Annotated in this window: 15 protein-coding genes; 3 read left to right on the top strand and 12 right to left on the bottom strand. The window is 41.4% G+C overall.

Annotation, left to right across the window (positions count from 1 at the left end; genetic code table 11):
• Window positions 1–305: 305 nt before the first annotated feature.
• From rplS to ispH, 12 genes are all read right to left on the bottom strand, one after another.
• Window positions 306–680, bottom strand: a complete 375-nt coding sequence (gene rplS / locus VXQ11_RS09520) for a 50S ribosomal protein L19 (RefSeq protein ID WP_005101283.1) — start codon at window positions 678–680, stop codon at window positions 306–308.
• A 185-nt stretch (window positions 681–865) separates the two neighbouring features.
• Window positions 866–1,600 carry a tRNA (guanosine(37)-N1)-methyltransferase TrmD gene (gene trmD, locus VXQ11_RS09515; protein WP_044109068.1) on the bottom strand — a complete coding sequence of 245 codons (735 nt, stop codon included), beginning with the start codon at window positions 1,598–1,600 and terminating at the stop codon, window positions 866–868.
• Between the two features lie 28 nt (window positions 1,601–1,628).
• Window positions 1,629–2,177, bottom strand: a complete 549-nt coding sequence (gene rimM / locus VXQ11_RS09510) for a ribosome maturation factor RimM (protein WP_064094575.1) — start codon at window positions 2,175–2,177, stop codon at window positions 1,629–1,631.
• A 30-nt stretch (window positions 2,178–2,207) separates the two neighbouring features.
• Window positions 2,208–2,465 carry a 30S ribosomal protein S16 gene (rpsP, locus tag VXQ11_RS09505; RefSeq protein ID WP_004281198.1) on the bottom strand — a complete coding sequence of 86 codons (258 nt, stop codon included), beginning with the start codon at window positions 2,463–2,465 and terminating at the stop codon, window positions 2,208–2,210.
• A 143-nt stretch (window positions 2,466–2,608) separates the two neighbouring features.
• Window positions 2,609–3,067, bottom strand: coding sequence for a type IV pilin protein (locus tag VXQ11_RS09500; RefSeq protein ID WP_064094576.1), 459 nt, complete (start codon window positions 3,065–3,067; stop codon window positions 2,609–2,611).
• A complete protein-coding gene (locus VXQ11_RS09495; RefSeq protein WP_064094577.1) occupies window positions 3,061–3,507 on the bottom strand; it encodes a type IV pilin protein in 447 nt (148 codons plus the stop codon). Before VXQ11_RS09495 ends, VXQ11_RS09500 begins: the two co-directional genes overlap by 7 nt.
• A 10-nt stretch (window positions 3,508–3,517) precedes the next feature.
• Window positions 3,518–7,369 (bottom strand): pilus assembly protein PilY, encoded by a 3,852-nt coding sequence (locus tag VXQ11_RS09490; RefSeq protein WP_416705902.1) that lies wholly within the window; start codon window positions 7,367–7,369, stop codon window positions 3,518–3,520.
• Window positions 7,370–7,384: 15 nt separating this feature from the next.
• Entirely contained in the window at window positions 7,385–8,152 is a 768-nt protein-coding gene (locus VXQ11_RS09485; RefSeq protein ID WP_416705901.1) for a pilus assembly protein PilX, read from the bottom strand.
• Window positions 8,149–9,171 (bottom strand): PilW family protein, encoded by a 1,023-nt coding sequence (locus VXQ11_RS09480; RefSeq protein ID WP_416705900.1) that lies wholly within the window; start codon window positions 9,169–9,171, stop codon window positions 8,149–8,151. The genes VXQ11_RS09485 and VXQ11_RS09480 overlap by 4 nt, the downstream gene beginning before the upstream one ends.
• A 1-nt stretch (window position 9,172) precedes the next feature.
• Window positions 9,173–9,682: a type IV pilus modification protein PilV gene (gene pilV, locus VXQ11_RS09475; RefSeq protein WP_064102387.1), complete on the bottom strand. Its 510-nt coding sequence runs from the start codon at window positions 9,680–9,682 to the stop codon at window positions 9,173–9,175.
• Window positions 9,682–10,128, bottom strand: coding sequence for a GspH/FimT family pseudopilin (locus VXQ11_RS09470; protein ID WP_416705899.1), 447 nt, complete (start codon window positions 10,126–10,128; stop codon window positions 9,682–9,684). The genes pilV and VXQ11_RS09470 overlap by 1 nt, the downstream gene beginning before the upstream one ends.
• Before the next feature lie 164 nt (window positions 10,129–10,292).
• Window positions 10,293–11,243, bottom strand: coding sequence for a 4-hydroxy-3-methylbut-2-enyl diphosphate reductase (gene ispH / locus VXQ11_RS09465; protein WP_064094583.1), 951 nt, complete (start codon window positions 11,241–11,243; stop codon window positions 10,293–10,295).
• Window positions 11,244–11,376: 133 nt separating this feature from the next.
• Between ispH and gmk the strand changes: the two genes are divergently transcribed.
• The 3 genes from gmk (at window position 11,377) to VXQ11_RS09450 (ending at window position 14,679) form a co-directional block, all read left to right on the top strand.
• A complete protein-coding gene (gene gmk / locus VXQ11_RS09460) occupies window positions 11,377–12,000 on the top strand; it encodes a guanylate kinase (RefSeq protein WP_064094584.1) in 624 nt (207 codons plus the stop codon).
• A gap of 76 nt (window positions 12,001–12,076) precedes the next feature.
• Window positions 12,077–12,358 (top strand): DNA-directed RNA polymerase subunit omega, encoded by a 282-nt coding sequence (rpoZ, locus tag VXQ11_RS09455; protein ID WP_004650579.1) that lies wholly within the window; start codon window positions 12,077–12,079, stop codon window positions 12,356–12,358.
• A 215-nt stretch (window positions 12,359–12,573) separates the two neighbouring features.
• Window positions 12,574–14,679, top strand: coding sequence for a RelA/SpoT family protein (locus VXQ11_RS09450; protein ID WP_064094585.1), 2,106 nt, complete (start codon window positions 12,574–12,576; stop codon window positions 14,677–14,679).
• The last annotated feature ends 6 nt before the right edge of the window (window positions 14,680–14,685 follow it).

Here is a 14,685-nt window from a genome sequence, read left to right as displayed (position 1 = left end):
CTTTTCAATTTAAAAAATATGAGCCTTATTATTGTCCCTCTTGTCATCGACATATTATCGCAAATGTATGGATCAGTATTTTACTGGCTATCACACAATGTTTTATTTGCATTCAACTTTTTAATGCAGGATTCCAGTCTTGGGGATATTTTGTATTATTCCTGATGTTTATTCATAAAATTTTCTTGGATATTTTGGATGCCATGATCTTGCCTTTGCAGGAACATTTCGAATAAATCCAAATAAAAATCAGGCATAAAAAATGCGCCCAAAGGCGCATTTTTTCACTCGTATAAAACTTAAAATTAAGCTTTAGTTTTACGAGCTGGTAATTTTTCACGAATACGTGCAGCTTTACCAGACAATTCACGTAGGTAGTAAAGTTTAGCACGACGAACGTCACCACGACGTTTCACTTCGATACCAGCAACGATTGGAGAGTGAGTTTGGAATACACGCTCAACGCCAACACCGCTAGAAATTTTACGTACTGTGAACGCAGAGTTCAAACCACGGTTTTTCTTAGCAATTACAACGCCTTCGAACGCCTGTAAACGCTCACGCTCGCCTTCTTTTACTTTAACTTGAACAATAACTGTATCACCTGGTGCAAAAGCAGGGATGTCTTGTTTCAATTGTGCGTTTTCAATTACTTGAACTAAAGGATGCTTACCGCTCATGGGGTATCTCCAATATGTGCGAGTCAGAAGAGGTCTGATCATCGCTGGGTATAGAGGCTAAAGCGCATACACCCGATTATCTTTCCCTTTATGGTTGACCATCTCAACCATAAAGAGCCTATTAAAGAATACTTAAATCATTTTAAGTACTTGCTTGAAGACAGAAATGATCACTCATCAATATCTTACAAATCTTTTAGCCATTTTTTCTGCTGCTTGCTCAGTTCGACTTTTTCCACCAACTCTGGGCGGCGTTCAAGTGTACGCTGATATCGCTGCAAAAACCGCCATTTTTCAATATTGGCATGATGCCCGGACTTTAACACCTCAGGCACATCCAAACCTTCAAAATGATCTGGCTTGGTATATTGTGGGCAATCTAGCAGACCATCCACAAATGAGTCTTGCACGTGTGATTGTTCATCAGACATGGCACCCGGAAGTCTCCGGATAATACTGTCCAATAAAACCATCGCAGGAAGTTCACCACCTGACAAGACATAATCTCCAATTGACCATTCCTGATCAACATATTGCTGGATCAAACGCTCATCGACACCTTCATAACGTCCGCACAGTACGATAATTCCGTCATATTTGACAAAATCCTGTACCGCAGTTTCGTTTAAGGTCTGTCCTTGCGGTGACATATACACCACAGGAACCTGAACTGCACCCGCTTGCGTTGCAAGCTCTTTGGCATGCTGGATTGCTTTTGCCAGAGGCTCAGCCATCATCACCATACCCGGACCACCACCGAATGGACGTTCATCCACCCGTTTATAGTTGCCCGTCGCATAATCGCGAGGATTGATACAATGAACTTGCATCAATTCACGTTTTGCTGCGCGCCCGCTAATACCATAGGCTGTAATCGCTTCAAACATTTCAGGAAAAAGCGTAATGACTGCAAAGAACATCGCAGACTCCCGTATTTCCGAAAAATTCTTAGTAATCTACGCCCCAATTGACGTAGATACGACCAGCTTCAAGATCAACGCGTTGCACCACATCTTTATGCCATGGAATCATTCGCTCTTCGCCATCGATGCTGTCGGCAGTTGCGCGAACTACCATCACATCGTTAGCACCTGTTTCAAACAGCTCAAAAATTTGACCAAGATTGATTTCTTGTTCCTGCTCATCCAGACCTAACACCGTTAGACCTTTCAAATCAGACCAGTAATACTCATCTACACCAGCTTGAGGCAGTTGCGATTTAGAGATCCAGACATTGGAGCCAACCAGTTCGTCTGCAGCAGTGCGATCACTCACACCTTTCAGCGAAACAACCAGGCCTTTACCATGTGGTTTCCAACGTTTTACATCGACAATTTGCCAACCTGCTTTGGTCTCAATGTACCAAGGCAGATAGTCAAATATGTTGCTCATGGGGTCTGTATTGGAATAGACCCAGAGCCACCCATTTAATCCATATGCTGAACGTAACTGTCCAATCTGAATACGATCTTCGGGAACATTCTGTGTTGGTGTCATGGGCAAGCTACTACCTAATTTATATAAAAATTATGCAGCAACTGCAGCTTTCTTAGCTTGAGCAGCTAAAGAAGCAACACGATCAGAAGGTTGAGCACCTTGAGAAACCCAGTGAGCAAAACGGTCAGCATCTAAACGAAGTTTTTCTGCTTTACCTTGAGCTGTAGGGTTGAAGAAACCGATACGTTCGATGAAACGACCGTCACGTGCATTACGGCTATCAGTCACAATGATTTGATAGAACGGACGTTTTTTAGCACCACCGCGTGCAAGACGAATAACAACCATGATAGAACCTTATAGTTTTTACGGATTATCCTTGTACCGACCATCGATACAGCTCAAACCCCTTTCATAGAGGGCAGTATTTTACTTGAACTTTGCCCTGAATGAAAGATCAAAAAGTATTTAGGTGGAATTTTGGATTTGAGTTAGCGACCGTCCCAAGTAGATGTTTCACTCAAGGCACAAGCTACCGCACCCTTAGCCCAAAATTTCTGGTTTCTTTGATTTAAACAAAGAACACCATTGTTAGCAACCACAGTACCGGTTTTAGGAGTAGCTACAAGTGTCCATGTACTCAACCCGACATTAGTTAAAGCGACGGTATATAGGACTTCACCTTGTGATGGAATATTTCCTGAGTGCTGTATATCTGCTAACGTAATAGCCGTTGGTGTCCCTCCAACATCTTTCATATAAGAAAAATTAGCAATTTTATAGCGCTGTATTTTTTGAGCAATATCCAATAACTCAGCTTGAGCTTCAGTTCTTTTCGTTTTTCGAACATATTCCTGATATGAAGGATAAGTAATCGCAGCAAGGATACCTATAATTGCCACCACAATCATGAGTTCGATAAGCGTAAAGCCTTTATTTTCATTTACCATTCTTCATGCCCCGCTCCACACGTCATGGTCGTGGTATTAATATTAGCCCAAGTCTTATTTTTACAGCGCAAGCCTGTGCTTGACATTAAGAAGCTAAAGTTTCGCGTATCTTGACTTTCAGCTGTCACAACCCATGTTTGTCCGGTGGCGCCAGGAACTAAAACAAAATTGTACTTAACAGCTGTTCCAGTTGCACCTTTAGGCAGCACCCTCAAATCCGTTGGTACATTAGCTCCCTCATAGCTAAAGTTGCGAGACTTATGCTTATCTAACATCATTGCTATTTGCTGGAGTTGATCTTGTGCTTGCGCAGCCTGACCACGTCGTACAGTAGCTTGATAGGATGGAATCGCAACCGCAGCAAATATAGCTACAATTACGACCACAACCATGAGTTCAACCAAAGTAAAACCCTTTACTGGTGAAATATTTAAATTCATAAGTCACCTATCAGTTTTTACGCGCTAGTTTTTCATACCAACGTTGGGGAATCAGACACATTTCTGTTGCTTCACCACCATCGAAACCACCCGTCACAGTTAGAGCAATACGGCCACTTGTTTGAATACAGTAATTTTTTGCACTAGACTCACCTTCCGCTTCTGGTGGACATGCTTCATCACCACAAGTTACAGGTGGACAGCTGTCACCTTCACAATCAGGCTTTCCTCCACCTCCATCATCTTTACCACCAACGGTTACAGTATGAATACCTACACCAATTACAGCACGTGAATCAGCTGGCTCCGAAGCACATTGGCCATATGGCAAACAAAAAGCTGTAATCATACTTTCACCTTTAACCCCAGCACCACAGTCACCTGAAATACCAGGTTTACTCGCATCAAAGGTAGAAACATATAATTTATAGTTCATCGCCAAGGGTGTACCAAATACTTTCTCGCTTTGTTTCTTATAGCTACTACAATTGTTAGTTGTACCATCCACACCCGCTGTGCACGTTTTAAACCTATAGAACCAACCGTTAGTATTAGTAAAGTTAGCTATTAAATTCATATTTGAGAAACGGTTTGCATCTGTTATCTCACCTAAACTCGATTTAGTAACATCTTTTGTATTGAGCCTAGTTGTTGTAGTAAATAAATCACGTCGAGCGACATCTTTATCATATATATTATAAATAGCATCATAATCGTAAGTATTATCAGAAGCAGTATAGTCTTGTAATGGCTTACTACGATTTCCACTACCGGTTGATATTAATGCAAACGTAGTTCCGCTATGATTATAAAGAGAAAAAGTTGGCATATCATAAAAACGCGGACTTTTCGCTCCGGCATTTAGGTTTAGTAATCGAGTTGGTGTTTTAGGTACTGCGCCCCTTATATTCTTTGAGTTATCAAAGTCAATTCTAAATAATTGGCCACCTAAATCACCAAAATAGATATGATCAACTAATTCATCTCCATCACGATCAACCGTACGAATTTGACTGGTCACACTATATTTTAAATCTGCATGCTTTGTTGCAATCACGCCTGAGTTAGTAGAAGTTCCCGAACTGCTCGCTACGTTATCACTTGCCCACCACAATAGGTCACCATTATCGGCATCAAACATATAGATGCCAGCACCTTTTTTATTAATTTGGTTGTAATTATGGTCTTCATAACCGCCATATACTCCTTTTATCCCGTTGGTACGTGCATCACCATCATCACCACCGGCATCATATCCTCCGCCTACAAACATAACGCGTTTACGTACGCCTCCCCAATTGATCCATGCAATCGAGGGTTTTGACCAGCTCTGACCCATATATTGCAATTGTGAGAATGTCTTACTTGATGTGCCACTGTAAACAGTATTTGTAGCTGGATCTATATGAAATTTTAAACTCGGGGCATTAATATTACTAAGATCTAAAGCGTAATAGCTTCGGCCTCCCATGCGCAAACCACCGTATGCAATTTGCCAGCCCTTTTGACTACTGGTTCGACCATTACCTACAGTTAGATTACCAGAACCATCAATCACATAACGCGTATCTAATGCCCAAGGACCATCTATACCATAAAAAAGCTTATCCATCCCTTGATTTGTGACACTGGAAAGTCGGAATGCATCCTTCTGATTTTCAACCATCTCATTAGGAACAAATGCAAATTTTTCAGCACCTGTTTCAGCATCTACAACATGTAACAAACCTTGAGTTGTTCCAAATAATACATAGTCCTCTCTATTAGTAGACTGCATAACTTTATCAGTCGAGTTATAGCTTAATTTACCTTTATTTGTAACAAGTACAGGGTAAGAGTGCATGACTGCACCCATCTGACGTAGAGCTGGTTGGGTAATTAAATTTGCAACTGTCGTTGGCGGGCTATTAACATCGATGTTATAACCTAATAATGATATTAAATAACCACGATTCGGATCATTTTGATAAGTTGTATCCAATATATCTGAAAGATCTACTTGTCGTAATGATCCTGTACCATCAAAAGTAGCCGTTGATCCAGTTCCGATAGCTTTTCGATTAGTTAATAATTTTCGCTCAGCCAGATCATTTGCTTTAGCTCCTAATAACAACTTAGACCATGCCCCGCCCCTAGCTGCAAATTTTTTACTACCTACTGTATTTTCATCTGCATTTTCAACAGCTGGATTAATTGCTTTAGCCCAAAAATCATAAACAGCTGAGGTAATATTTCCATTCGCATCATAAGTTGGCTCAATAACACTTCCATCACTCGCGAAAACAGATGCATTATTTCGAGCTTTCAATACGCCATTGTCTGATACTACATATTTTTTTAAGTTACCTAACCATAATTGATAATTAGTATTGGGCGTAGGTTGGAAACTTTGATAGTAAGCATTGTTCTGCAGCTCTGCAGGGTTTAAAGCATCTCTTGGAATTGTCGGCGAACCAGTTGTAACAGATGGAATTTGTTGTCCTAAATTGCTAATAAAATCATTTACACTATTAACTACATCACGAGAGCTATTGCCTGAATACCACCCCCCCTCAGACTCTACTCCCCAACGAGCAGCATTTTTAACATCGGTTGTTGCAGTTGATTTCGTAATATTATCTAAGTTTTCCTGTTGCGTTAACTCCTTACTAAATGATGGAATATTATTGAAGTCACCGCCAAAACCAACCACAGCTGTTTTTAGAATCGGTCTATTACCATTCCGCCTAGTATCCAGAATATTTGCAGCAAATTTTTGAATACAATCCCAACCAGTTCCACTATCACTACAAGAAAAACTATTATCACCTAATGCCTTTCGCATTAACCCTCGTGCATTATTATTATTACTTGGCACACCATCTGTTAAGACGTATACACCTTGACCACTACATTTACGACTTTCTAAATCATCCATTTGGCGCTGTATACTTGTAGGCCGTACATAGTTGTTACCTGAAGTAACCCCTGTACCTGCATAACCGAAACCACTTTCTGTTGCATCTTTTGTAGACGTCCCCCACAACGCCGCTACTGCTTCTGCATAAGCATGAGCTGTTGGTGTACCACCTCGTGCACCTAAGATAGCAATCTCATTAAGCAATAATTGGCGTTGAGTTACCCCATTAACTAACGTACCGAGTGGACGAGCTGGGATTCGAACTTGCCCCCTCACATTGTCCGCTGTTGAAGGTCGTCCTAAATTATCAAATCCTGTTGGGCGAGAATATGTAGTAAGACCTATAATTTTATCATCTGTTAAACGTGGAATATTATTCGCAGTATTACCATTTAATAGATCAAACATTCCGTCTTTTACACGGGTAATACGGTCGTAATACTTTCGCTCCATACCTTCATAAGCGACTGTATAATCGCTACCTCCTATACGTACTGTCTCTTTGTATAAACTATCGTAATCTGAAGGTTTTTGATTGTAACGACTGCTCCAAGTACACAAACTAACATTGTGACTATTATTTTCACAAGTCCAATAACGGCGTGTACTACTCTCTACTCTTGATCTATATTTATAGGTTTTAGTTTCTATAGCATTACAATAATATCGTCTATAAGTAGGCGTACCATTAGTAGAATCCTCCCACCCATCATCAGTAATAGTAATTCCCGCAGGAACATCACAGGAATCACGATCACCAGTTTGCTGAGGCGCCCCCATACTTCCTGAGATATCCAGTGTAAACATTAAAGTAATGTCACCAGACTTTGCATCCTGATAAATGTCAATATCACTTGCTTGAGTTACGCTAGTAGTAACCAATACTGTTGATAGTGCAGTCATACTTGCAACAAGGACTTTATAGCCATATGAACTTAGAAAATTATTTTTTAATTGTTTCATTTCATTACCCCAAATTTAGACAAAGTCCTGAACAATGACATATTCAGTCACATGAGAAGTAAACGGAACATTGAGATCACTCAGGCATTCTGTGACCGTTCTTCTACTCGGTGCATTTAAACTTACCGGAGTACCTGTAGGAATTGTTACTTCACTCATATGATTTTGAAAACATGCATTAATTGCTGAACTCGTTGCAGACGTAAGATTAGGCATAACTGAAACTGCAAAAACCTTTACTGCCTTACTACGCTCGAATTTAACTGCTTCTTCATCCGTACCAAATTGCGCCCCAAAAAATGGATCATTCTCAGAAATACTAGAAAACTTGACCGCGACTTGCGTCATTACCACTTTTCGTCCACTTGTAAAAAAGTTAGTAGAACTTCCTGTATTTGAATTACAGTAACCATCTGTACCAAATTCATTATTTGTTGGTGCCGTTGCTCCAGCTTTCCAATAAATGATACTTGCACGATTGATGTCAAAGAAACTTGGTTCAGCACCTCTATAGCAAAATACAAGTTCCTTATCTCTATCATCAGCCCCACCAATGTAGCCAAACATCCCACTACCACTGAGTGCCTGAATGATATTATCTTCTCTTTCAATATTGAAAAATGCCGAGTCCGAGTTTTGTAGCAACAGCTGCTGCGCTTGACTATTCGTTGCAATTCCCAGAGAAACCATTCCTTGTCGTACTGCAAGCGTTCCCAGGACAATAACAGCTAACAATATAAGTAGAACCACTATAAGCGTTGCACCACGTTGTTTCTTAATCATTGCCCTCTTTCCCCAAATGTATTTCTCAAAGCGACTGTTTGTGTTACTACTTGACGAGCATATTTAGGAGAGTTCGCTGCAGGTGTTTTAATTTTTACAGCTTGATCTAATACTTGAAACACTTGGCTGTCTGAGAAGGTGCTGTCATTCCCCACCGACTGATTGGAGCGCCCAAGAATCCCTAATTGAATTAATAGAATTCGCGGTCTTGGAACTGGCAATGCAAGATAAGTAGCAGCATCAACATAACGATAATTAGCCCCATTTTGAATACCATACAACACCCTGAAATGATCGGCGCGTTTTAAAATAATCTGTCCAGCATCTCCAAATCCTGTAATAGAAGTTGGACTACCATCTAAAGGATAATACCCTGCATCACAGGCAAGCGCTAAAGGCTGATTTGGCTCATTATCGCTTTTATTACTATCAGCTCTTAAGAAGTAACGCTGTACTATTACCTGTCTCCCCTGTGCCAGGGTAAATTCTAAATTATTCCCTTCGCAATCAAATCCTCCATACCAAACATCATCTGTAGTGGTTAGGGTGCCTTTATCATCTTTGATGTATTGAGGTAAATATTGAATTGTTAATTGGTCACTAGAAAAAGTATTTATATTTGAGATACCAGACCACTGTGGGGCACTTCCTACTGTCTGACCATGACTTCTGGATAATAAATTCTGTGCCACAGTACCCCCAATAAGTGTAATAGGCAGATTAGCTCTTTCTGTTCCTGTTACAGTCACTGCATTTGCACTCGACCTAAATACAATACCGCCATAGGTACTAAGATCATTGATACTTGATTGAACGGTATTCAAATTACCCAAGCGAATATCTTGAATAATTGTATTTAAACCAAAATTTGCATCATCTTGTAAACTCGCCTGTCCTTGTTGTAATGCTTGACTTCTTGATGCAGTTAAAAACAGCATCAAAGCTGCTGCACTAATTACCAAACCAAGTGCTAATGCGATCATCAACTCGATTAAAGTGAAACCTACTTGTTTATTCATATCAGTAGACCTCCATAATTAAACAGGTTGAATCAGGATCATATGCAGTACTCGAAGTACAGTTTCCTTCCCCAACTGCTCCATGTGTTGGTGCAGTGTCTCCCCATGCTACATAAATGCAACGGCGCCCATCATTATTTCCTTGGCATGGCAAATAATTAATCATCATGCCAATTGAACGTGCTTTTCTAGAAATTTCGGACACATCAAAATCAGCAAAGTCAGTACTTGTACAATTAGTTGCAGTAAAGCAGTTTTTCGCTCTATCCAGTTGTTTCCCTGGTGTATTCAAGTTATATGTATAAACATTTTCTGCACCACGATTCACTCGCATTCTTTCAGCCAAGTCACGACCTAAATTAATCGCTTGAATACGCGAACCACTTTCTATAGTTGCTTCAACCGCTCTATACTGAAGCGCAATAAATCCCATTACGCCGATTGCCAGAATAAGCAATGCAATGAGTACTTCCATTAGTCCAACACCCTGTTGATGGTTTATTCTATTCATCAGCATGTTCCCTTCACCACTTGTTGAACCGTTCCCATTTTAGATACTGAAATAGTTTGAGATATTCCGCCCGAATTACTACATAAGATAAATGTCGTATCTGTAGTTGCACCAACTACACCGCCATTAAATCCATATGTAATTTCTGTTGCACTATTTGGAAGTAATGTGGTGGAGCCATAAGGCATCCAATTTAAAACCGTATCAGTATTTGCTACCCGAGTTGGTGTTTCTACAGACTTGAGCTCAATCTTTACATTCCGACGTTCTAAAACAGCTTTAGAGCGTGCTTCTTGCAATACTCCGATGAGTTCATTAGTACTTTTCTTGAGATTTTGTTGTGTCATCATATTTCCAAAAGAAGGAGCAGCTATTCCTGCAATAATCGCCAACACCGCAATCGTGATCATTAACTCAATTAAAGTAAATCCTTGGCTTTTATACATACTTCCTCCCCCTTGGGCCTCATATTCACCCATTTAAACTATTACTTATTAAAATTACAAAAACTACACAGAACAGATAAAAGGCATAAAAAAACAGATAACTGTCAGTTCACAGCCATCTGTTTATTTTTAAATAAAAAACAGAATGTTAAGCAGTTAACAGTCTAGCCTTGGATTACAGGAATACGTAACTCTTTCGGTAGGCTGAATGTAATATTCTCTTCTCGCCCATCCAGCTCATGTGGTGCTTGGGCACCCCAGTCCTGTAACCGCTGAATGACCTGCTTAATCAGAATTTCCGGTGCTGACGCGCCTGCTGTTACCCCAATCTGGATATTTTCTGCAAACCATTCCTGTTTGAGCTCATCGGCATTATCAACCAGATAAGCAGATTTACCCATACGTTCAGCCAGTTCACGCAAACGGTTTGAGTTAGATGAATTTGGTGAACCCACAACTAAGACTACATCACAACGTTCAGCCAGATCGCGCACTGCATCCTGACGGTTTTGCGTAGCGTAGCAAATATCATCTTTACGCGGGCCTTGGATCATTGGGAATTTTTGACGTAAGGCATCAATCACTTTCGCCGTATCATCAATTGATAAAGTGGTTTGAGTGACAAATGCTACTTTTTCAGGATTTCGCACAGTTAACGCAGCAACGTCTTCTTCGTCTTCTACTAAATAGATATCACCGCCATTTTTCTTGTCATATTGGCCCATGGTACCTTCAACTTCTGGGTGTCCCTCATGCCCAATCAGAATGGCTTCCACTCCTTCGCGTGCATATTTCGTCACTTCAATATGTACTTTAGTGACCAACGGGCAAGTCGCGTCAAAAACTTTTAAACCACGGCGTTCAGCCTCAAGCTGGACGGCTTTCGAAACACCATGTGCACTAAAAATCACGATATTATCGTCAGGCACTTCATCCAGCTCATCAACAAAAATTGCACCACGCTGGCGTAAGTCATCGACCACAAATTTGTTGTGCACCACTTCATGACGCACATAAATTGGTGGGTTAAAGCATTCTAAGGCACGGTTCACGATCGCAATGGCACGATCCACACCAGCACAGAAACCACGCGGGTTGGCTAAAACAATTTCCATAGAATCCTCAATACTCACACCATTTTTAGTGGTTCAATTGAAATAAATGTAAACAATCGGCTGACAACTATTTAGTTTAAAGCCGCTCTACTCTAAAATAGAGAAGATATTTTATCATATCAGGAAAAATATCATGTCGGGTCTCTTGTTTGTCGTTTCTGCAGCGTCTGGAACAGGCAAAACATCCCTTGTTAAAGCCCTACTTGAGCGTGTCAACAATCTTCACGTTTCTGTTTCACATACTACACGTGGTCAACGACCTGGCGAACTCGATGGCGTGCATTATCACTTCTCCACCAAAGAAGATTTTTTAAATCTGGTCAATGAAGGTGGTTTTATCGAATACGCTGAAGTATTTGGTAATTACTATGGTACCGCGCAGGCCACGGTGAAAGAACAGTTGGCTAAAGGCCATGATGTACTGCTGGAAATTGACTGGCAGGGCGCACAGCAGGTTCGTCGACTTTTTCCTGAATCAAAACAAATTTTTATCTTGCCGCCAAGCCAGTTTGATTTGCGGGAACGCTTGTCTAACCGGGGCACTGATACCGTTGATGTCATTGAACATCGCCTGAGCTGCGCAGTAGAAGATATGCAGCAATATAGCAACTTTGACTATATCATTATCAATGATGACTTCAATAAGGCGCTGCATGACCTGGAAGCAGTGATTATTGCCAATCGTCTGGTGCTTAGCCAGCAAGCCAACCGTCATGAAAAGCTAATTCAGAAACTGATCACGCCGACTGAGCAGTGATTAAAACTTGAGTCTATAGACAAAGCCTTTTATACTGTGCAGTCTGTTAAAATTTATTATTCAAACGAGAATTCTTATGGCACGCGTCACCGTTGAAGATTGTTTAGACCATGTAGACAACCGCTTTGAGCTTGTACTAGTGGCAAGCAAGCGTGCGCGTCAATTGGCGCGTCAAGGCATTGAACCAACTGTAGAATGGGACAATGACAAACCGACTGTTGTTGCTTTACGTGAAATCGCTGCAGGTCATGTATCAAAAGATATTTTGAAACAACGTGATCAAGACTATCAGACATCAAGTCTGGACCTTGCACTTTCTGCAAACAATCTGAACTTAGACGGTTTTTCTTTCCAATAAGAGATCGTCAATCAAAAAGCCTAGTTTAAAACTAGGCTTTTTTTGTTATGTGACTTTTATATTTATACCAGAACGGTTATAACATAAGGGTTAGCTCATGCAAACTGCTAGAGATTTTCTACTTTTTATAGTAAAAATTAATCAGCTCTGTACTTTGCATTTCATTAGAGCTTTCTCGGTTTAATTTGTAAAAAATTCAGTTTTAAAGGTGTTTTATGCCAGGCCCACAGGTCAGTCAAGCCAAGCAACAGCTAAAGATCATTATCGACGCGTATTTAAGTGAAAACGACGTTGAACGTGTGCTTGCGGCCTGTGATTATGCAGATATCGCCCATGACGGCATTATTCGCAAAAGTGGTGAACCTTATATTCTGCATCCAATTGCGGTCAGTTGCATTTTGGCGCATATGCGTCTGGATACTGAAACCTTAATGGCAGCCCTGCTGCATGACGTGATTGAAGACACTGAGTTCAGTAAAGATGATATTGCTGAAAAATTCGGCAACACGGTCGCAGAACTGGTCGATGGCGTGACCAAACTGAGTCATTCCAGCGATAAAGAATATAATAAAGCAGCTTCTTTCCGGAAAATTCTGCAAGCGACCTTACAGGATCCGCGTGTCATTATTGTGAAACTGGCTGACCGCTATCACAACATGACCACCCTGGAAGCATTACGCCCAGACAAACGTGCCCGTATTGCCCGGGAAACCTTTGAAATTTTTGTTCCGATGGCACGTATTGTCGGCATGAATGAAATGGCCGACAATCTGGAGCATTTGTGCTATCAGAATCTTGATCTGGATATGTACAACAATGTTCAGACTGCCCTGCAGGAAACCAAACCGAAACGCTGTGAATATCAGGCCAAATGGGAAAAAAACCTGACCGAACTATTGCAGAAAAATGGTATTCAAGGCCGCATCAAAAAGAAAAATAACAATATCGAGTTACTTCGTCATTTTGTTAAAAATGACATTGACCTGCAAGAATTGACGCATAGCCATGCTTTTGAAATTATCTTACAGAGCATTGCCGATTGTGATCGTCTTGCAGAGATTCTGACCCAAAGCTTTAAGATTCAAAGCTATGAAGACCATATCCGTCGCCCCTTACCCGGTGGCAACCAGTCCCTGATGATGCGCCTGAAAGGCGAAAAGACCACTTTATCTTTAACCATTCAAACCGAACTGATGCGTAAAGCCGCACGTTTCGGTGTAGTTTTGGGCGAAAATGCTCCACAAGCCTGTCGTTCTGCGATTCAGGCGTCAATGCAGAATCTCAATGTACTGGTCGATGGTGAATGTGCCAAAACCACATTTAGTGAATTACTGGATTATCTGCATCAGGAAAAAATCTGGGTCTATACCCCGCATGGGCACCTGCATGAATTACCACAAGGTGCTACAGCAGTTGATTTTGCTTATGCCGCCAGCTTGTTCCTTGGCAACCATGCGGTGGGCGCTAAAATCAATAATGAAACCAAACCGCTTTCAACGCCATTGGCTAGTGGTCAGGTGGTTGAAATCATTACTGATGTACTCGCGACACCCAATCCCGACTGGCTCAGTTTTATCAATACTCAAAAAGCCCGCCGCGCAATCCAGAATATCTTGCGCGATCAGGATCTGGACGAGCAGCGTCTGGTGGGACAGCAGGCACTGAATCGTGCATTAAAACTGTTTCATCGCTCGATTCAGGATCTGACCGAGGCTGACTGGAAAAACCTGCTGGAATGGCGTCACATTGCCAGTAAAGAGCAACTTTTTGAACAGATTGCGGTCGGTGATTTATTACCGCAACTGGTGGCCAATCATTTGTTTGCCCAGGACCAGCATCAGAATGTTGCGAGTTCGGGCCGCTTGATTCAGGGTACGGAAGGGGTTGATGTTAAATATGCACATTGCTGCAATCCGGTACTTGGCGATCCGATTCAAGGTCATTTGACCCGTCGTGGCCTGATTGTGCACCGCTCACGCTGTCATAACCTGCTGCATGAACAGCATCAGCATCCTGAAAACATCATGCCATTGCAATGGACTGCCGATGATCTGGACGATATCAGCTTTACCGCCTATCTCTGTATTGACCTGGCGATGGATGATGAACAGATCTCTGACCTGATCTATCAATGCCGTAAAGCACATTCCGGTGTAGAAATGGTCCGCTCTCAAGATAACCAGACCTACGTCAATATCGTAGTCCATAACCGCAAACAGATTGCACAGATCATCCGTGACCTGCGCATGTATTTCGGTTTTCCCCGAATTACCCGTCTGTCCCAACCCGTCATTCTGAGTGAAGCGTCTAAAGCGAGTTAATCATTT

The organism is Acinetobacter sp. 197, from assembly GCF_048148385.1.
GTDB classification, from domain to species: domain Bacteria; phylum Pseudomonadota; class Gammaproteobacteria; order Pseudomonadales; family Moraxellaceae; genus Acinetobacter; species Acinetobacter pecorum.
Note: the sequence above shows the minus strand (reverse complement) of the source record. Positions and strands in the feature narration are given on the sequence as shown.